Source organism: Geodermatophilus sp. SYSU D00079 (genome assembly GCF_054050635.1).
Genome location: NZ_JBJGZS010000006.1, coordinates 48,376 through 67,788 on the forward strand (window position 1 = coordinate 48,376; position 19,413 = coordinate 67,788).

Genomic DNA, 19,413 nt, shown 5'->3' on the forward strand with positions numbered 1-19,413 from the left:
GGATCAGCGACACCAGGGCACCCGTCAGGGTGGCTCGGCCCCACATCGTGGCCCCTCCGGCCGCGGTGCGGGTCACATCCGGGCGTGCAGTACCGTCGCTCCCGGTCCGACCACTCCTTTAACGACCCGTCCAGTGAGGCGGGGAAGGAGGCCTCATGGCCGATTCGTCCGAACCTGCCCTGGACGCCGCACCGGCCCCCGCCGGTCCGTCCGCCGCAGCACTCCTCTCCGCCGCCGACGTGGCGCGCGTCCTCGACCGGATGGCCCACCAGGTCATCGAGCGCGCCGCAGCGGCCAGCCCCGGCTCGGCCGACGGCGGCCTGTCCGACGTCGTCCTGATCGGGATCCCGACCCGTGGCGCCCCGCTGGCCCGCCGGCTGGCCGCCCGCATCGAGGCGTTCTCCGGGACGCCGGTCGACGTCGGCACCGTCGACATCACCCTCTACCGCGACGACCTGCGGCGACGCGGTGTCCGCGCGCTGGAGCCGACGACGCTGCCGGAGGCCGGCATCGACGACCGCCTGGTCGTCCTCGTCGACGACGTCCTCTACTCCGGCCGCTCGGTGCGGGCCGCGCTCGACGCGCTGCGCGACCTGGGCAGGCCGCGGGCGGTGCGGCTGGCCGTGCTCGTCGACCGCGGCCACCGGGAGCTGCCGATCCGCGCCGACTACGTGGGCAAGAACGTGCCCACCTCGCGCACCCAGCAGGTGCGCGTCCACCTCACCGAGACCGACGGCGCCGACGAGGTGCTCGTCACGGAGGAGGAGCGGTGAAGCAGCACCTGCTGGAGGCCGCCGACCTCGACCGCGCCGACGCGACGCTGGTGCTGGACACCGCCGCGCAGATCGAGCAGGCGCTGGCCGGCCGCGAGGTGCGCAAGCTGCCGACGCTGCGCGGCCGCACGGTGGTGAACCTGTTCTACGAGGACTCCACCCGCACCCGCATCTCCTTCGAGCTGGCGGCCAAGCGGCTGTCGGCCGACGTCATCAACTTCTCCGCCAAGGGCAGCAGCGTCTCCAAGGGCGAGAGCCTCAAGGACACCGCGCTGACGCTGGAGGCCATGGGCTCCGACGCCGTCGTCGTCCGGCACTCGGCCTCCGGGGCGCCGCACCGGCTGGCGAACTGGGTGCGCGGCAGCGTGGTCAACGCCGGCGACGGCACCCACGAGCACCCCACGCAGGCGCTGCTGGACGCCTACACGGTCCGGCAGCGGCTGGGCCGGCTCGAGGGCGTGCGGGTGGCGATCGTGGGCGACGTCCTGCACAGCCGGGTGGCCCGCTCCAACGTCCGGCTGCTGGCGACCCTGGGCGCGGAGGTCACCCTGGTCGCCCCGCCGACCCTGCTGCCGGTCGGGGTGGGCAGCTGGCCGGCGGAGGTCTCCTACGACCTGGACGCCGTCCTGCCCAAGTCCGACGTGGTGATGATGCTGCGGGTCCAGGCCGAGCGGATGAACGCCTCGTTCTTCCCCAGCGCCCGGGAGTACAGCCGCCGCTACGGCCTCGACGGCCGGCGCATGGAGGCCCTGGCCGACGACGCGATCGTCATGCACCCGGGCCCGATGAACCGCGGGATGGAGATCGCCGCCGAGGTGGCCGACTCCGCCCGCTCCACGATCGTCGAGCAGGTCGGCAACGGGGTCTCCGTGCGCATGGCCGTGCTCTACCTGCTGCTGGGAGGCGCCCCCTCATGACGGTTCTCATCCGAGGGGCCCGGCCCTACGGCGAGGACGCCGCCGACATCCTCGTCCAGGACGGCCGGATCGCCGCGATCGGGGAGTCGCTGTCGGTGCCCGGCGCGGACGTGGTCGAGGCCGCCGGCCTGGTCGCCCTCCCCGGCCTGGTGGACCTGCACACCCACCTGCGCGAGCCCGGCCGGGAGGACGCCGAGACCGTGGAGACCGGCAGCCGGGCCGCGGCGCTGGGCGGGTACACCGCGGTGCACGCGATGGCCAACACCGACCCGGTCGCCGACACCGCCGGCGTCGTGGAGCAGGTCTGGCGGCTGGGCCAGGAGGCCGGGCTGGTCGACGTCGTCCCGGTGGGGGCGGTGACCGTGGGCCTGGCCGGTGAGCGGCTGGCCGAGCTCGGCGCGATGGCCGACTCGGCCGCGCGGGTCCGGGTGTTCTCCGACGACGGGCACTGCGTCGCCGACCCCGCGCTCATGCGGCGGGCGCTGGAGTACGTCAAGGCCCTGGACGGCGTCGTCGCGCAGCACGCCGAGGAGCCGCGGCTGACCGTCGGCGCGCAGATGCACGAGGGGGACCGGTCGGCCCGCCTGGGGCTCACCGGCTGGCCGGCGGCCGCGGAGGAGGCGATCATCGCCCGCGACGTGCTGCTCGCCGAGCACGTCGGCGCGCGGCTGCACGTCTGCCACGTCTCCACGGCGGGTTCGGTGGAGATCCTCCGCTGGGCCAAGTCGCGCGGCGTGCAGGTCACCGCCGAGGTCACCCCGCACCACCTGCTGCTCACCGACGCCTGCGCCGAGGGCTACGACCCGGTGTTCAAGGTCAACCCGCCGCTGCGCACCGACGCCGACGTCGAGGCGCTGCGGGCCGGCCTCGCCGACGGCACGATCGACGCCGTCGCCACCGACCACGCCCCGCACGCCGTGGAGGACAAGGAGTGCGAGTGGGCGCAGGCCCGGCCCGGGATGCTCGGGCTGGAGCAGGCGCTGGCGGTGGTGGTCGACACGATGGTCGACACCGGCCGGCTCGACTGGCGCGGCGTCGCCGACCGGATGTCGGTGCGCCCGGCGGCCATCGGCCGCCTGGACGGTCACGGCCGACCGCTCGCCGCGGGCGAGCCGGCCAACCTGCTGCTGCTGGACCCGGGTGCCCGGTCGGTCGTCGACCCGGCGGCGCTGGCCAGCCGCAGCCGCAACAGCCCCTATGCCGGCCGGGAGCTGCCCGGCCGGGTGGTCGCCACGTTCCTGCGGGGCGAGGCGACCGTGCTCGACGGAAAGGCGACCAAGTGAGTGAGGCGCTGCTCGTCCTGGAGGACGGCAGGACGTTCCGTGGCGAGGCCTACGGCGCGGTGGGGACGACGCTGGGTGAGGCGGTGTTCGCCACCGGGATGACCGGCTACCAGGAGACGCTGACCGACCCCAGCTACGCCCGCCAGATCGTGGTCATGACCGCCCCGCACATCGGCAACACCGGGGTCAACGACGAGGACGACGAGAGCCGCCGCATGTGGGTGGCCGGGTTCGTCGTCCGCGACCCCGCCCGACGGCCGGCCAACTGGCGGGCCACCGGCACCCTCGACGACGAGCTGGTCGCGCAGGGGGTCGTCGGCATCAGCGACGTCGACACCCGGGCGCTGACCCGCCACCTGCGCGAGCGGGGCGCGATGCGCGCCGGCATCAGCAGCGAGGGCCTCTCGGCCGACGAGCTGCTGCTGCGGGTCCGGGCCTCGGAGAGCATGAGCGGCGCGGACCTGGCGCCGTCGGTGACCGCCAACGACCCCTACGTCGTCCCGGCGGTGGGGGAGCGGCGGTTCACCATCGCCGCCCTCGACCTCGGCATCAAGACCGCCACCCCGCGGCACCTGGCGGCCCTCGGCGTCGAGACCCGCGTCCTGCCGGCCACGGCGACCGCCGAGGACCTGCTGGCCGCCGGCCCGGACGGCGTGTTCCTGTCCAACGGCCCGGGTGACCCGGCCGCCGCCGACTACGCGGTCGAGGCGGTGCGCGGTGTCCTCGACGCCCGGCGGCCGCTGTTCGGCATCTGCTTCGGCAACCAGATCCTCGGCCGGGCCCTGGGTCTGGGCACCTACAAGCTGCGCTTCGGGCACCGCGGCATCAACCAGCCGGTGCTCGACCGGGTCAGCGGCACCGTGCGGGTGACCAGCCACAACCACGGCTTCGCCGTCGACGCCCCGCTGGACCGGTCCACCGACACCCCCTACGGCCGGGTCGAGGTCAGCCACGTCGGCCTCAACGACGACGTCGTGGAGGGGCTGCGCTGCCTGGACGTGCCGGCGTTCAGCGTCCAGTTCCACCCGGAGGCGGCGGCCGGGCCGCACGACGCCGCGCCGCTGTTCCAGCGGTTCGTCGACCTGATGGACACCGCCCGCGAGACCGGGGACGCCGTCAGTCCGCCGCCGGTCGTCGAGCACACGACCGGGGAGAAGAGCGCCTGATGCCCAAGCGGGACGACATCCACCACGTGATGGTGATCGGCTCCGGGCCGATCCTCATCGGCCAGGCCGCCGAGTTCGACTACTCCGGCACCCAGGCGTGCCGGGTGCTCAAGGCCGAGGGGCTGCGGGTCAGCCTGGTCAACAGCAACCCGGCGACGATCATGACCGACCCGGACGTCGCCGACGCCACCTACGTGGAGCCGCTGACGCCGGAGTTCGTCGAGAAGGTGATCGCCAAGGAGCGCCCCGACGCGCTGCTGGCCACCCTCGGCGGGCAGACCGCGCTCAACATCGCGATCGGCCTGTACGAGAACGGCGTCCTGGAGCGGTACGGGGTGCGGCTCATCGGCGCCGACGTCGACGCGATCAACCGCGGCGAGGACCGGCAGATGTTCAAGGACATCGTGCGCTCCATCGGCGCCGACGCCCCGCGGTCGACGGTCTGCTCGACCGTCGACGAGGCGGTCGCCACCGCCGAGGAGGTCGGCTACCCGGTCGTCATCCGGCCCAGCTTCACCATGGGCGGGCTGGGCTCGGGCATCGCCACCGACGAGCCGATGCTGCGCCGCATGGCCGGGCACGGGCTGGCCGACTCCCCGGTGCACACCGTCCTCATCGAGGAGTCGGTGCTCGGCTGGAAGGAGTACGAGCTGGAGCTGATGCGCGACCGCAGCGACAACGTGGTCGTCATCTGCTCGATCGAGAACATCGACGCGATGGGCGTGCACACCGGCGACTCGGTGACCGTCGCCCCGGCGATGACGCTCACCGACCGCGAGTACCAGCGGATGCGCGACGTCGGCATCGCGGTGCTGCGCGAGGTCGGCGTGGACACCGGTGGCTGCAACATCCAGTTCGCCGTCCACCCCGACACCGGCCGGCTGGTGGTCATCGAGATGAACCCGCGGGTGTCCCGGTCCAGCGCGCTGGCGTCGAAGGCCACCGGCTTCCCGATCGCCAAGATCGCCGCGAAGCTGGCCATCGGCTACACCCTCGACGAGATCACCAACGACATCACCGGGGTCACCCCGGCGTCGTTCGAGCCGGCGCTGGACTACGTCGTGGTGAAGATCCCGCGCTTCGCCTTCGAGAAGTTCCCCGGCGCCGACCCGCGGCTGACCACCACGATGAAGAGCGTCGGGGAGGTCATGGCGCTGGGCCGCAACTTCCCCGAGGCGCTGGGCAAGGCGATGCGGTCCACCGAGACCTCGATGGCCGGCTTCTGGACCGGCGGGGAGGACGGGTCGACCGCCGAGGAGCTGCTCGAGGCGCTGCGCACCCCGGTCGACGGGCGGCTCTACCTGGCCGAGCGGGCGCTGGCCGCCGGCGCCACCGTCGAGCAGGTGGCCGCGGCCAGCGGGTTCGACCCGTGGTTCGTCGACCAGATCGCCCTGGTGCACGAGATCGGCGAGCAGGTGCGCGAGGCGCCGTCCCTCACCCCCGAGCTGCTGCGCCGGGCCAAGCGCTACGGGCTGTCCGACCGGCAGGTCGCCGCGCTGCGCCCGGAGCTGGCCGGGGAGGACGGCGTCCGGCTGCTGCGCTGGCGCACGGGCATCCGGCCGGTCTACAAGACCGTGGACACCTGCGCCGCGGAGTTCGCCGCGCGCACGCCGTACCACTACTCCTCCTACGACGAGGAGACCGAGGTCGAGCCGCGGGAGAAGCCGGCGGTGCTGATCCTGGGCTCGGGGCCCAACCGGATCGGCCAGGGCATCGAGTTCGACTACTCCTGCGTGCACGCGGTCCAGGCGCTGCAGGACGCCGGCTACGAGGCGGTGATGGTCAACTGCAACCCGGAGACCGTCTCCACCGACTACGACACCGCCGACCGGCTGTACTTCGAGCCGCTGACCCTCGAGGACGTCCTCGAGGTGGTCGAGGCCGAGCGCGCGGCCGGCCCGGTGGCCGGGGTCATCTGCACCCTGGGCGGGCAGACGCCGCTGGGCCTGGCGCAGCGGCTCAAGGACGCCGGCGTCCCGGTGCTGGGCACCTCCCCGGAGTCGATCGACGCCGCCGAGGACCGCGGCGTGTTCTCCCGGGTGCTGTCCGACACCGGGCTGCTGGCGCCCAAGCACGGCACGGCGACCACGTTCGCCGAGGCCCGGGAGATCGCCGCGGCCATCGGCTACCCGGTGCTGGTCCGGCCGTCCTACGTCCTGGGTGGCCGCGGGATGGAGATCGTCTACGACGACGCCACCCTGGAGGCCTACATCGCCAAGGCCACCGACGTCAGCCCCGAGCACCCGGTGCTGGTGGACCGGTTCCTGGAGGACGCCGTCGAGGTCGACGTCGACGCGCTCTACGACGGCACCGAGCTCTACCTCGGCGGGGTCATGGAGCACATCGAGGAGGCCGGGATCCACTCCGGCGACTCCGCGTGCGCGCTGCCGCCGATCACGCTCGGCTCCACCGACCTGGTCCGCATCCGCGCCGCGACGGAGAAGCTGGCCGCCCGCATCGGCGTCCGCGGGCTGATGAACGTCCAGTACGCGGTCAAGGACGACATCCTGTACGTGCTGGAGGCCAACCCGCGGGCCAGCCGCACGGTGCCGTTCGTCTCCAAGGCCACCGCCGTCCAGCTGGCCAAGGCCGCCGCCCGCATCGCGGTCGGGGAGACCATCGCCGACCTGCGCGCCGCCGGGGTGCTGCCCGCGGCCGGGGACGGCGCGGACCTGCCCGAGGACGTGCCGATCGCGGTCAAGGAGGCGGTGCTGCCGTTCCACCGCTTCCGCACCGTCGAGGGGCAGAACGTCGACACCGTGCTCGGCCCGGAGATGAAGTCCACCGGCGAGGTCATGGGCCTGGACACCGGCTTCGGGACGGCGTTCGCCAAGTCCCAGGCCGCCGCGTACGGCTCGCTGCCGGTCGAGGGCACGGTCTTCGTGTCGCTGGCCAACCGGGACAAGCGCTCGGCGATCTTCCCGGTCAAGCGGCTGGCCGCCCTCGGCTACCGGGTGCTGGCCACCGCCGGCACCGCCCAGGTGCTGCGCCGCAACGGCGTGACCTGCGAGGTGGTCGGCAAGTTCAGCGAGGGCCCCGGCAACGTCGTCGAGCGGATCCTCGCCGGCGACGTCGACATCGTGGTCAACACCCCGTTCGGGTCGCCGGGCAACAGCGGGCCGCGGCTGGACGGCTACGAGATCCGCACCGCCGCGGTCGCCGCGGGGATCCCGTCGATCACCACCGTGCAGGGGCTGGCGGCCGCGGTGCAGGGCATCGAGGCCCTGCGCGAGGGCGACGTCGGCGTCCGGAGCCTGCAGGAGGTCCACGCGGCGCTGACCTCCGCGGCGCCGCGCCCGTGACCGCCGTCGTCGCGGCCGGCGCCGTCGCCCGCGTGCGGGAGGACCTCGTGCGGCGCGGGCTGGTCGACGGCCTGCCCGACGCCTTCCTCGCCGGGGTGACCCGCTTCGCGCGGCCGCCGCAGCCGGAGCTGGACGCGCTGGGGGAGTCCGCCCGCGCGCTGGCGGCGCGGCTCGCCTCCGGCGCGGCGGGGGACGGCGACCTGCCGCTGCTGACCCGGGTGCTGTTCTTCGCCGGCCACGGCGGGGTGCTGGCCGACGCCGGCGTCCGGACGCCCGCCTACGACGTCCTGGGCTCCTACCGGGACAACCTGACCACCCCGGTCGGCCCGCGGCTGCCCGAGCGGCCGGTCGCGGCCGGACGGCGCTGGCGGGTGCTCGGCCGGGAGGTGGGCTTCCCGATCGGCGTGCCCGCCTGCGTGCTCAACGGCGGCGAGCGGTGGGTGCGCCACTTCGCGGGGAACGGCTACAGCGTGCTGACGTACAAGACCGTCCGCAGCCGCGCCGCCGAGCCGAACAGCCGGCCCAACTGGGTCTTCGCCCAGCGGCAGACGGCGAGCCTGCCCCCGGGGGCGGCCGCCGAGGTCACCGCCGACCCGTGGGACTGGGTCGAGCCCGGCTCGCCGCACGTCAGCACGGTCAACTCCTTCGGCGTCCCGTCGCTCGCCCCGGAGGAGTGGGTGCCCGACCTCGAGCGGTCGCTGGCCGCGGTCGGAGACGACCAGCTGCTGCTGGTCAGCGTCATGGGGGAGGGGGACGGCACCGCCCTGGTCGACGACTTCGCCCGGACCGCGCGGATGGCGGAGGAGGCCGGGGCGCCGGTCGTCGAGCTGAACCTGTCCTGCCCGAACACCCTCAGCCCGTCCGCGACCGGGGTGAAGCCGCCGCTGTGCCTGGACGCCGACGCCACCGTCGCCGTCGTCGAGGGGGTGCGGCGGGCGCTGGACGACCGCACCGGCCTGGTCGCCAAGCTCTCCTGGCTGGACGAGCCGTCCCTGGCGGCGCTGGTGCCCCGGCTGGCCCCGCTGGTCGACGGCGTGGCCGGGATCAACACGCTGCAGAGCCGGGTGCGCCGCAGCGACGGGGCGGCGACCTTCCCGGGCCGCGAGCTGGCCGGGCTGTCCGGCGTCGCCGTCCGCGACTCCGCGCTCGACTTCACCCGGCGCCTGGTGGACCTGCGGGAGGCCGGCGGCTGCTCCTTCGACGTCCTCGCGATGGGCGGGGTGACCGACCCCGGCTCGTTCGAGGCGCTGTTCGCCGCCGGCGCGGACGCCGTGCAGTCGGCGTCGGGCGCCTTCGCCGACCCCCACCTGGCCCGGGACTGCATCGCCGCGCTGGGGGCCACGCTGCCGCGCTCGGTGGCGCCGCGGACGACCTCGCGAGGTCACGCATGAGCACAGCCCCGCCGGGCACGGGCCCGACGCACGCCAGCGAGGAGGAGTCGTGACCGTGCCGTTCGGGCAGCGCCTGGCCGACGCCGTCGCCGCCCGCGGACCGCTGTGCGTCGGGATCGACCCGCACGTCCCCCTGCTGGAGCGCTGGGGGCTGACCGACGACCCCGACGGGCTGGCCCGGTTCACCGACGCGGTCGTCGACGCCCTGGCCGGCACCGTCGCCGTCCTCAAGCCCCAGCTCGCGTTCTACGAGCGGCACGGCTCGCGCGGCCTGGCCGTGCTGGAGGAGGCCGTCGCGCGGGCGCGGGCCGCGGGTGCACTGGTGCTGCTCGACGCCAAGCGCGGGGACATCGGCTCGACGATGGACGCCTACGCCGACGTCCTGCGCCCCGGGCACCCGCTGCACGCCGACGCGATGACGGTCAGCCCCTACCTGGGCCCGGGCTCCCTGCAGCCGGCCGTCGACGCCGCCCGGCAGTCCGGCGGGGGGCTGTTCGTGCTGGCCCGCACCTCCAACCCCGACGCCGGCACCCTGCAGCACGCGCTCGTGGGGGAGCGATCGGTCGCCCAGGTCGTCGTCGACACCGTGCGCGGCTGGAACACCCCCGGCTGGGTCGTCGGCGACCCCCTGCCCGACGTCGCCGCCGTCCGCGACCTCGCGGGCCGGTGGGGCCCCGCGACCGGCTCGTTCGGCGTGGTCGTCGGCGCCACGCTGCGCGAGCTGGACGTCGACCTGACCGGGCTCGGCGGTTCGGTGCTCGCCCCGGGGCTGGGCGCCCAAGGTGGGTCGGGCGCCGACCTGCGCCGGCTGTTCGACGCCGGCACCGCCGTGGTCCCCACCGTGTCCCGGGACGTCCTGGCCGCCGGCCCCGACCCGGCCGCGCTGCGCGCCGCCGCGCAGCGGTGGGCCGCCGAGCTGGCCGGGTGAGGCGGGCCGCGCCCTGGCTGGCCGCCGGGGCCGGGACGGCGCTGGTCGTTGCCGGCGTCGTCGTCTCCTGGTGGGCCGGCACGGCCCGCTGGGTGACCTACGGCGGCAGCTACACGCCGCTCGTGCCCGGCGCCCCGTCGGCCTACGAGAGCCGGCTGGAGCTCGACCTCGACGGAACGGTCCTCTGGACGTGGCGGCACGCCGCGGGCGCGGGCCTGGTGGTGCTCGGCCTGCTGGTGCTGGCGGCCGTCGGGGGCTGGCTGCTCGGCCGCCGGGCGGGTCGCCGCGCCGCGCGCTGACCCGCCGACCCGCCTGGCCGCCGGGCCGACGGGCCGACGGGCCGCCGCGAGGGCGTGCCGGCGCGTGGACCAGCGGTTTCCGGCAGGTGTCGGCGTGTCGTCGCCGGTGTGTCGGGACGGATCCGTCCGTTTCCGCCGTCCGGATCGCCGGGCTCGAGGTCGGGTCTGACCTGCGGGTATGACGGACGGTGAGGACGAGCTGGTACGGAGGGTGAGCAGAAAGTCACCGATTGCTGGAACACCTCGCGTCATCCGGGCGTGACCTGCGCATATACCGGGAACTAGGTTGGCCGACAGGCTCAGCAGTGAGCTCTGCCCCCGACACCGCCCCGAGCCCGCCGGTCGAGACGACTGCCGGCGACGACACGATTGGGTCGCACCATGCCTCTTCCTGACCTGACCCCCGAACAGCGCGCCGCCGCCCTCGAGAAGGCCGCTGCGGCCCGCAAGACCCGCGCCGAGCTGCGCGAGCGCCTCAAGAGCAAGGGTGCCACCGTCGGCGACGTCCTCCGCCAGGGCGAGACCGACGAGGTGATCGGCAAGATGCGTGTCTCCGCGGTCCTGGAGTCCCTGCCCGGAGTCGGCAAGGCGCGGGCTGCCAAGATCATGGAGCGGCTCGAGATCTCCCCGACCCGCCGGGTGCGCGGCCTGGGTGCCAACCAGCGCAAGGCCCTGGAGAGCGAGTTCGGCGGCGAGCAGGTCGCCGCCGACCAGGTCTCCGCCGAGGGCTGACCCGCACGACCAGGCACCCGGAGGCCGAGGACGACGCGTGTCGAGTGCACCACCCCAGCGCCCCCCGGCGCGGCTGACCGTGCTGTCCGGTCCCTCCGGGGTCGGCAAGGGCACCGTCCTCGCCGAGGTCAGGCGCCGGTACCCCGAGGTGTGGGTCTCGGTCTCGGCCACCACGCGCCGGCCGCGCCCCGGGGAGGTCGACGGGGTGCACTACCACTTCGTCGACGACGCCGAGTTCGACCGGCTCATCGCCGAGGACGGGCTCCTCGAGTGGGCCGAGTACGCCGGTAACCGCTACGGCACGCCGGTCGCCCCGGTGCGCGAACGACTCGCCACCGGGGCGCCGGCGCTGCTCGAGATCGAGCTGCAGGGCGCCCGGCAGGTCCGTGCCCGCGACGCCGACGCGCAGCTGGTCTTCCTGGCCCCGCCGTCGTGGGCCGAGCTGGCCAGCCGGCTGGCCGGTCGCGGCTCCGAGCCGCCCGCCGTGCAGGAGCGCCGGCTGGCCATCGCCCAGGCCGAGCTGGACTCCGCCGGGGAGTTCGACGTCGTCGTGGTCAACGACGACGTGGCCAGGGCTGCGGACGAGTTGGTAAGCTTGTTGACTGCGCCGTCGCCCGGCCCCGTCCGGAGCAGCGGCGCCCACGAGTAGCGGCCGCCTCCTCCGTGCCAGGAGCCCAGCCGTCCGCCACTCCCACCGAACGATCTGAGGAGCACGCCCGCCCGTGTCCGGAGTCGCACCCGCCCCCGAGGGCATCACCAACCCGCCGATCGACGAGCTGCTCGAGCGCACCAGCAGCAAGTACGGCCTGGTGATCTTCGCCGCCAAGCGCGCGCGGCAGATCAACGCCTACTACAGCCAGCTCTCCGAGGGCCTGCTGGAGTACGTCGGCCCGCTGGTCGACACCGCCCCCCAGGAGAAGCCGCTCTCCATCGCCCTGCGCGAGATCAACGAGGGCCTGCTGACCCACACCGCCGGCGAGAACTGAGAGAGGACCCCTCTGCCCCCCACGCCTCGCAAGCTCGGCGCGGGTCCCTGCAGAGGGGCCGTTCCAGCACCTCGTTGTGAGGACGCCCCCGGTTCGCTCCGGGGGCGTCGTCGTGTCTGGGGGAGGATGAGCGCATGAGCCGCATCGTGCTGGGCGTCAGCGGGGGCGTGGCCGCCTACAAGGCCGCCCTGCTGCTGCGTGCGTTCACCGAGGCCGGGCACGACGTCCGCGTCGTCCCGACGCCCGCCGCGCTGCGGTTCGTCGGCGCGGCCACCTTCGAGGCGCTGTCGGGGCACCCGGTCACCACCGACGTCTGGTCCGACGTCGACGAGGTGGCCCACGTGCGCATCGGCCAGACCGCGGACCTCGTCGTCGTCGCCCCCGCCACCGCCGACGTGCTCGCCCGCGCGGCCGCCGGGCGCGCCGACGACCTGCTCACCGCCACCCTGCTCACCGCCTCCTGCCCGGTGGTCTTCGCCCCGGCCATGCACACCGAGATGTGGCTGCACCCGGCCACGAAGGACAACGTGGCCACCCTGCGCCGCCGCGGCGCGATCGTGCTGCCCCCCGCCGTCGGCCGCCTGACCGGTCCGGACTCCGGGCCCGGCCGGCTGCCCGAGCCGGCCGACATCGCCGCGCTGGCCTCGGTGGTGCTCACCGACGGCGCCGCCGCGCTCGCCCCCGACCTGGCCGGACGCCGGGTCGTCGTCAGCGCCGGCGGCACCCGCGAGCCGCTGGACCCGGTCCGGTACCTCGGCAACCGTTCCTCGGGGCGGCAGGGCTGGGCGCTGGCCCGCGTCGCCGCCGCGCGCGGCGCCGACGTCACCCTCGTCGCGGCCAACGTCGACCTCCCGGCGCCGTTCGGCGTCCGTGTCGTCCCGGTCGGGACGGCCGAGGAGCTCCGCGCGGCCGTGCTCGCCGAGGCGGCGGACGCCGACGTCGTCGTCATGACCGCCGCGGTCGCCGACTTCCGGCCGGCCGAGGTCGCCGCGACCAAGCTGAAGAAGGACAGCGCCGCCGAACCCAGCGCGGTGCCCCTGGTGCGCAACCCCGACGTCCTCGCCGAGCTGGTGACCAAGCGGCCACCCCGGCAGCTGGTCGTCGGGTTCGCCGCCGAGACCGGGGACGACGCCGGCGACGTCCTCACCCACGCCCGCGCCAAGCTCGCCCGCAAGGGCTGCGACCTGCTCGTGGTCAACGACGTCTCGGGCGGTCGGGTCTTCGGCCGGCCGGACAACGCCGCCGTCGTCCTCGGCGCCGACGGCGCCGTCACCGAGCTGCCCGAGGGCAGCAAGGACGCCGTCGCCGCCGGCATCTGGACCGCCGTCGCCGCCCGGCTGTCCTGAACGGGGCCCGTACGGCGCGCCCTGCCGTCGCCGCCCGCCGGTAACGTGCACCCGGACGCACCTGCCACCCGGCGGCACCGTCACCCGCAGAACCGTCACCGACCCAAGGAGCCCCGAGTGCCACGCCGTCTCTTCACGTCCGAGTCGGTGACCGAGGGCCACCCGGACAAGATCGCCGACCAGATCAGCGACGCCATCCTCGACGCCATGCTCACGCAGGACCCGCGCAGCCGGGTGGCCGTCGAGACGCTCATCACGACCGGCCAGGTGCACATCGCCGGCGAGGTCACCACGGCGGGCTACGTCGAGATCGCCGAGATCGTCCGGCGCACCATCCTCGGCATCGGCTACGACTCCTCCCGCAAGGGCTTCGACGGCGCCTCCTGCGGCGTCAGCGTGTCGATCGGCTCGCAGTCCCCGGACATCGCGCAGGGCGTCGACACCGGCTACGAGGCACGCACCGCGGGCACGTCGGAGGACGAGATCGAGCGCCAGGGCGCCGGCGACCAGGGGCTCATGTTCGGCTACGCGACCGACGAGACCCCCGAGCTCATGCCGCTGCCCATCGCGCTGGCCCACCGGCTGGCCCGGCGGTTGTCGGCGGTCCGCAAGGACGGCTCGGTGCCCTACCTGCGGCCCGACGGCAAGACGCAGGTGACCGTCGTCTACGAGGACGACCGGCCGGTCGGCGTGGACACCGTGGTCGTCTCCTCCCAGCACGCCGAGGACATCTCCATCGAGCAGCTGCTCACCCCCGACGTCCAGGAGCTGGTGGTCGAGCCCGAGCTCGCCGCGCTCGGCCTGCCCACCACCGGGTACCGGCTGCTGGTCAACCCCACCGGCAAGTTCGTCATCGGCGGCCCGATGGGTGACGCCGGGCTGACCGGCCGCAAGATCATCGTCGACACCTACGGCGGGATGGCCCGCCACGGCGGCGGCGCGTTCTCCGGCAAGGACCCGTCGAAGGTCGACCGCTCCGGCGCCTACGCCATGCGCTGGGTGGCCAAGAACGTGGTCGCCGCCGGGCTCGCCCGCCGCTGCGAGGTGCAGGTCGCCTACGCGATCGGCGCCGCCCACCCCGTCGGCCTGTTCGTGGAGACCTTCGGCACCGGCACGGTCGCCGACGACGTCCTGGAGAAGGCCATCGGCTCGGTCTTCGACCTGCGCCCGGGCGCGATCGTGCGCGACCTGGACCTGCTGCGCCCCATCTACGGCCCGACGGCCGCCTACGGCCACTTCGGGCGCACCGACGTCGACCTGCCGTGGGAGCGGCTGGACCGCGTCGAGGCGCTCCGCTCGGCCGCCGGGGCCTGACGGAGGACCCCTAGAAGGACCCCGGTGCCCCCCACCACTCGCAGGCTCGCGGCGGGACCCTGCACCGGGGCCGTCGGACCCCTCGCGCGCTCGCGGTGAGCCTCCAGACCAGGCCGAAGGTCGCACGGGTCGTCGTCGACGTGCCCCTGGCGCACCTCGACCGGCCCTTCGACTACGCCGTCCCCGAGACGATGGCCGACGACGTGCGGCCGGGCTGCCGGGTGCGGGTGCGCTTCGCCGGCCAGCTCGTCGACGGGTTCGTCGTCGAGCTGGGGGAGACCAGCGAGCACGGCGGCAGGCTCGCGCCGCTGGCCAAGCTCGTCTCCTCCGAGCCGGTGCTCACCCCCGAGGTGCTGGCGCTGGCCCGGTCGGTGGCCGAGCGCTGGGGCGGGACCGTCACCGACGTGCTGCGGCTGGCCGTCCCGCCCCGGCGTGCCGCGGCCGAGAAGCGCCCGCCCGCGGAGCGGCCGCCGGCTCCGGCCGCGCCGGACCCGGCGGCCTTCGCGCGCTACCCGACCGGTTCCGCGCTGCTCACCGCCGTCGCGGAGGGCCGGCCGGCGCGCGCGGTCTGGACGGCGCTGCCCGGCGAGGACTGGCCGGCCCGGCTGACCGAGCTGTGCCAGGCCGCGCTGTCGGGAGGGCGCGGCGCGCTGGTCGTCGTACCCGACGGCCGGGACCTCGACCGCCTCGCCGCCGCCGCCGAGCAGCGGCTCCCGGCCGGCTCCTTCGTGGTGCTGCGCGCCGACGCCGCCCCCGACGCCCGCTACCGCCGGTTCCTGGAGGCCGCCCGGGGCAGCGCCACCGTGGTCCTGGGCACCCGCGCGGCGGCGCTGGCGCCGGTGGCCGACCTCGGCCTGGTCGCGGTCTGGGACGACGGCGACGACCTGCACGCCGAGCCCCGCGCGCCCTACGCCCACGCCCGTGACGTGCTCGTCCACCGGGCGCACCTGGCCTCGTGCGCCGCCGTGGTCGCCGCCACGGCGCGCACCGCCGAGGCGCAGCTGCTCGTGGAGAGCGGGTGGGCCCACGAACTGACCGCCGACCGGGCCACGCTGCGGGCCGCCGCACCCCGCGTGCAGGCCCTCGGTGCCGACGCGGAGCTCGCCCGCGACCCCGCCGCCCGCACCGCGCGGCTGCCCAGCCTCGCCCACCGGGTGGCCCGCCAGGCCCTGGCCGACGGGGCGCCGGTGCTGGTCCAGGTGCCCCGCGCCGGGTACGCGCCGGGCCTCGCGTGCGACCGCTGCCGGGCACCGGCCCGCTGCGCGGTCTGCTCCGGGCCGCTGGGCATCTCACCGACGCCGGGCCCGGGCGGCTCCCGGGTGCCGGCCTGCCGCTGGTGCGCCCGCCCGGCGGCCACCTTCGACTGCCCGCACTGCCACGGCACGAAGCTGCGGGCCTCCGTGGTCGGGGCCGCGCGTACCGCCGAGGAGCTGGGCCGCGCGTTCCCGGGCGCGGCGGTGCGGGTGTCCGGCCGCGGGTCCGGGGTGCTGGCCTCCGTGCCGGCCGGTCCGGCGCTGGTCGTGGCCACCCCCGGCGCGGAGCCGGTCGCCGAGGGCGGGTACGGGGCCGCGCTGCTGCTGGACTCGTGGGCGCTGCTCGGCCGCGCCGACCTGCGCGCGGGGGAGGAGACGCTGCGCCGCTGGATGAACGCCGCCGCGCTCGTGCGACCGGCGTCCGCCGGCGGCCAGGTCGTCGTCGCCGCGGACGCCACCCACGCCGTCGTCCAGGCGCTGGTGCGCTGGGACCCCGCCTGGCTCGCCGCCCGGGAGCTGGCCGACCGCCGGGAGCTGGGCTTCCCGCCCGCCACCCGGATGGCCGCGCTGGCGGGCAGCCCGGCGGCCCTGGAGGAGTTCCTGGCGACCGCCCGGCTGCCCGATGACGCCGACCTGCTCGGGCCGGTCCCCGATTCGCCCCGCCCCGGTCAGGACGGCGAGCGGGAGCGCTACCTGGTCCGGGTGCCGCGGACGGAGGGCGTCGCGCTGGCGCACGCGCTCGCCGAGGTGCAGGGCGTCCGCAGCGCAAAGAAGGCCGCCGAGCACGTCCGCGTGCAACTGGACCCGCTCGACCTGGTCTGAGCCGGCGGGTCAGTCGCGGGTCCAGTCGTCGCCCTCGGCGGCCTCCCGGTCGGGGTCACAGGCCCGGTCACGGTGGTGGTCCCGGTGCCGGGTGGCGCAGTCGGCGTCGTCCACCGGCTCGGGGGTCGGCTGCCGGTACCCCTCCGACCCGCCGTGCCGCCCGCCGGAGCGGGAGTCGCCGTCGACCGCGTCGTCGTACCCGTGTCCGTGCCCGTGGCCGGCGTCGTCCTCCGGCGGGTGCCCGTCGGGGTACGGGGGCGGGGAGTGGCCGTCCGGGTCGTCGGTCGGGTCGTCCTCGTCGGGAGCCGCCGGCGGGGACGGGGAGGCCGGCGGGGACGGGTCCGCCGGGGTGGACGGCGAGGCCGGCGGAGACGGGTCCACCGGCGGGCCGGCGGCCGGTGGGTCCGCTGCCGGGGGCTGGGGCGGCGGGTCCGGTGCGGGAGCGGCCGGCGCCGGGAGGGGGAGGGTCGGTACCGCGATCGAGGGGAGGGCTCCGGTGCCGGCGTCGGGCGCGGGCGGCGGGGCGGGGACCGCTGCGGGCGCCGGTGGGGTGTCGGCGGCCGGCGCCTGCTGCGCCATCGGCTGCAGCGGCCCGCCCGCTTCCCGGCCGGCGTCCCCCGGCTCGGCCGCCGGCGGGCGCGGCTCCGGCCCGCGCGGCGGGTCGGGCTCGGGGGCCGGCTGGTCGGGCACCGGGGTGGGCGGCGGCGGCCCGACGTCCGGCCCCTGGGCCAGCGGGGAGCTCGTACCGGAGCGCGGGGGTGTGCCGAGCAGCGACAGGCCGGCCCAGCTGCCCGCCAGGGCCACCAGGACCAGGGTCGCGGCCACGAGGACGGCACCGGCGGTCCCCCGCAGCAGTGCGGTCCACCGGCGCTGCGGTGGGCCGGCCCCCGCCGCCCGCCGCAGGACGACCGGCCGGTGGCGCACGTCGGGGAGCTCGGGGAGGGCGAGGTGCCGGTCCCCGCGGTGGGCGCCGGACATCAGCGGCCGCCGTCCTCGGTCCGGGGGCGGCGCAGGTGGCGTTCGGCCCAGAGGGCCGCCTGCGTCCGGTCGGCCGCGCCCACCCGGTGGAGGATGTGGGTCACGTGGGTCTTCACGGTTCCCTCCGTGATGCGGAGCCGGCGGGCGATCACCTTGTTGGAATGGCCCTGCCGGAGCAGTTCGAGGACCTCACGTTCGCGTTCGGTGAGGGAGTCGCCCTGGCCGCGGTCGCGCAGGGCGGAGAGCACGGCCGGCGCCACCTGGGGGTCGATCGTCGAGCCGCCGGCGGCGACGACCCGGACGGCGTCGAGGATGGCCTCGGCCGCGGCCTGCTTGAGCAGGTAGCCGTCGGCGCCGGCGTCGAGCGCCTCCAGCACCAGCGGCCGCTCCGCGTAGGAGCTGAGCACCAGCACGCGGACGCCGTTGCCGCGGGTGCGCAGGCTGCGGATGACGCTGATCCCGTCCTGCCCGGGCATCGCCAGGTCGAGCATGACCACGTCCGGGGCGAGCTGGTCGATCAGCTCGACGGCGCCGTCGCCGTCGGACGCCGTGCCGATGCACTCGAGGTCGCCCGCGGCGCCGAGCAGGCTGCGCAGCCCCTCCCGGACGACGGCGTGGTCGTCGACGACCAGGACCCGGATCACCGCAGGGCTCCCACGGGCGCGGCGTCGACCGGCAGGCTGACGACCAGCCGGGTGCCCTGACCGGGCGAGCTGTTCGCCGTCAGTGCGCCTCCCGCACGGACGACCAGGTCACCCAGGCTGTCCAGCCCCACGTGCCCGTCGCGGCGGCGCTCGGCCAGCTGCTGCTGGTCGAAGCCGCGGCCGTCGTCGTCGACGACCAGGGTGACCGTCGACCCCTCGCGGGAGACCGTCACCTCCGCCGAGGTGGCCCGGCTGTGGGCGACGGCGTTGCGCAGCGCCTCACGGGCGCTGCGGTAGAGCAGCCCTGCGACGGGGTCGGGCAGGCCGGCGGTGCCGGAGGTCGTCACCGAGACGCGCAGCCCGGCGGCCTCCTGCTCGGCGGCCAGGCCGCGCAGCCGGCCGGCGAGGTCGGGCACCCGTTCCCGCGCCGGCCCGGGCCCGGCCACCACCGCCCGCACGTCGTCGATGGCCCGCCGCACCGAGCCCACCACCCCGGGGGGCAGCCGCGCCTCCGAGGCCCCGGCGGCCCCCGCCCGCAGGCGCGCGGCGTCGAGCTCCATCGCGACCCCGGAGAGGACGGGCAGGACCGTGTCGTGCAGCTCCGCGGCCAGCCGCCGGCGCTCGGCCTCCGGGGCGTCGACGGCCGCCCGCAGCAGCACGGCGTCGTGGCGCTGGTGGGAGCGCACCTGGGCGGCCAGCCGCCAGGTCAGGGGCAGGACCGCCGCCACCAGCAGCAGCAGGGCCACGAGCGCGGGCGGCACGAGGGCGAGCCACACCTGGCGGGGGACGGCGGGGGCGTCGGCCGTGCGCTCGGTGAGGTCCAGGAGCACCGGCGTGCCGTGGACGTCGCGGATGCCGGCGTGGGCGACCAGCGGCGACCCGTCCGCGGCGACGTCGACGGTGCTCACCACGGACCCGGTGGCCAGCGCGCGCCGGGCCACGGCCGGCAGCGGGGCCACCTGGCCGATCCGGTCGGCGCGGTCGGACCACACCACCCGGCCGGAGGCGTCGCGGACCGACACGGCGGCCACCGGGCCGGCGCTCAGCACCCCCGTGACCTGCCGGTCCAGGTCCCCGGACGCGACCGGCGGGACGGCGGGGTCGGCGTCCACGGCGGGAGCCAGGCCGGCCGCGGTCACGCCGGCGAGCCGCTCGAAGGCGCCGGTGCGCAGCTCGTCGCCGACGTCGCGGGCGAGCGCCCCGCTGACGACGGCGAGTACGAAGACCAGCACGACCCCGGCGACGGTCACCTGCGTGACCACCCTCGCCACGGAGACCC

The 19,413-nt window shown here is 76.0% G+C and carries 17 protein-coding genes; 14 read left to right on the forward strand and 3 right to left on the reverse strand.

Features of this window, described 5'->3' with window-relative positions:
* The first annotated feature begins 155 nt into the window (after window positions 1-155).
* The 14 genes from pyrR (at window position 156) to ACI79E_RS07700 (ending at window position 16,512) form a co-directional block, all read left to right on the forward strand.
* The gene (pyrR, locus tag ACI79E_RS07635) at window positions 156-773 is read left to right on the forward strand and encodes a bifunctional pyr operon transcriptional regulator/uracil phosphoribosyltransferase PyrR (RefSeq protein ID WP_456931923.1); all 618 of its coding nucleotides are present in this window, start codon (window positions 156-158) and stop codon (window positions 771-773) included.
* On the forward strand, window positions 770-1,690 hold the full coding sequence (locus ACI79E_RS07640; RefSeq protein WP_456931924.1) for an aspartate carbamoyltransferase catalytic subunit: 921 nt from the start codon (window positions 770-772) through the stop codon (window positions 1,688-1,690). The genes pyrR and ACI79E_RS07640 overlap by 4 nt, the downstream gene beginning before the upstream one ends.
* The gene (locus tag ACI79E_RS07645) at window positions 1,687-2,973 is read left to right on the forward strand and encodes a dihydroorotase (RefSeq protein WP_456931925.1); all 1,287 of its coding nucleotides are present in this window, start codon (window positions 1,687-1,689) and stop codon (window positions 2,971-2,973) included. The genes ACI79E_RS07640 and ACI79E_RS07645 overlap by 4 nt, the downstream gene beginning before the upstream one ends.
* Window positions 2,970-4,139: a glutamine-hydrolyzing carbamoyl-phosphate synthase small subunit gene (gene carA, locus ACI79E_RS07650; protein WP_456931926.1), complete on the forward strand. Its 1,170-nt coding sequence runs from the start codon at window positions 2,970-2,972 to the stop codon at window positions 4,137-4,139. Before ACI79E_RS07645 ends, carA begins: the two co-directional genes overlap by 4 nt.
* Window positions 4,139-7,441, forward strand: coding sequence for a carbamoyl-phosphate synthase large subunit (gene carB / locus ACI79E_RS07655; RefSeq protein ID WP_456931927.1), 3,303 nt, complete (start codon window positions 4,139-4,141; stop codon window positions 7,439-7,441). The genes carA and carB overlap by 1 nt, the downstream gene beginning before the upstream one ends.
* Window positions 7,438-8,832, forward strand: coding sequence for a dihydroorotate oxidase (locus tag ACI79E_RS07660; protein WP_456931928.1), 1,395 nt, complete (start codon window positions 7,438-7,440; stop codon window positions 8,830-8,832). Before carB ends, ACI79E_RS07660 begins: the two co-directional genes overlap by 4 nt.
* 49 nt (window positions 8,833-8,881) lie before the next feature.
* Window positions 8,882-9,760, forward strand: coding sequence for an orotidine-5'-phosphate decarboxylase (pyrF, locus tag ACI79E_RS07665; RefSeq protein ID WP_456931929.1), 879 nt, complete (start codon window positions 8,882-8,884; stop codon window positions 9,758-9,760).
* Window positions 9,757-10,059: a hypothetical protein gene (locus ACI79E_RS07670; RefSeq protein ID WP_456931930.1), complete on the forward strand. Its 303-nt coding sequence runs from the start codon at window positions 9,757-9,759 to the stop codon at window positions 10,057-10,059. The genes pyrF and ACI79E_RS07670 overlap by 4 nt, the downstream gene beginning before the upstream one ends.
* 381 nt (window positions 10,060-10,440) lie before the next feature.
* On the forward strand, window positions 10,441-10,791 hold the full coding sequence (mihF, locus tag ACI79E_RS07675; protein ID WP_456931931.1) for an integration host factor, actinobacterial type: 351 nt from the start codon (window positions 10,441-10,443) through the stop codon (window positions 10,789-10,791).
* 37 nt (window positions 10,792-10,828) lie between these two features.
* Entirely contained in the window at window positions 10,829-11,440 is a 612-nt protein-coding gene (gene gmk, locus ACI79E_RS07680; protein WP_456931932.1) for a guanylate kinase, read from the forward strand.
* 73 nt (window positions 11,441-11,513) lie between these two features.
* Window positions 11,514-11,777 (forward strand): DNA-directed RNA polymerase subunit omega, encoded by a 264-nt coding sequence (gene rpoZ / locus ACI79E_RS07685; RefSeq protein WP_012949163.1) that lies wholly within the window; start codon window positions 11,514-11,516, stop codon window positions 11,775-11,777.
* Window positions 11,778-11,911: 134 nt separating this feature from the next.
* The gene (coaBC, locus tag ACI79E_RS07690; RefSeq protein WP_456931933.1) at window positions 11,912-13,123 is read left to right on the forward strand and encodes a bifunctional phosphopantothenoylcysteine decarboxylase/phosphopantothenate--cysteine ligase CoaBC; all 1,212 of its coding nucleotides are present in this window, start codon (window positions 11,912-11,914) and stop codon (window positions 13,121-13,123) included.
* Between the two features lie 117 nt (window positions 13,124-13,240).
* On the forward strand, window positions 13,241-14,437 hold the full coding sequence (gene metK / locus ACI79E_RS07695) for a methionine adenosyltransferase (protein WP_456931934.1): 1,197 nt from the start codon (window positions 13,241-13,243) through the stop codon (window positions 14,435-14,437).
* Window positions 14,438-14,532: 95 nt separating this feature from the next.
* Entirely contained in the window at window positions 14,533-16,512 is a 1,980-nt protein-coding gene (locus ACI79E_RS07700; RefSeq protein ID WP_456931935.1) for a primosomal protein N', read from the forward strand.
* Window positions 16,513-16,521: 9 nt separating this feature from the next.
* Here ACI79E_RS07700 and ACI79E_RS07705 read toward each other — a convergent pair whose 3' ends face one another.
* The 3 genes from ACI79E_RS07705 to ACI79E_RS07715 are packed head-to-tail and all read right to left on the reverse strand — an operon-like array spanning window position 16,522 to window position 19,396.
* On the reverse strand, window positions 16,522-17,490 hold the full coding sequence (locus ACI79E_RS07705; RefSeq protein ID WP_456931936.1) for a hypothetical protein: 969 nt from the start codon (window positions 17,488-17,490) through the stop codon (window positions 16,522-16,524).
* Window positions 17,490-18,134, reverse strand: coding sequence for a response regulator (locus tag ACI79E_RS07710; RefSeq protein WP_456931937.1), 645 nt, complete (start codon window positions 18,132-18,134; stop codon window positions 17,490-17,492). The genes ACI79E_RS07705 and ACI79E_RS07710 overlap by 1 nt, the downstream gene beginning before the upstream one ends.
* On the reverse strand, window positions 18,131-19,396 hold the full coding sequence (locus ACI79E_RS07715) for a sensor histidine kinase (RefSeq protein ID WP_456931938.1): 1,266 nt from the start codon (window positions 19,394-19,396) through the stop codon (window positions 18,131-18,133). The genes ACI79E_RS07710 and ACI79E_RS07715 overlap by 4 nt, the downstream gene beginning before the upstream one ends.
* Window positions 19,397-19,413: the final 17 nt, after the last annotated feature.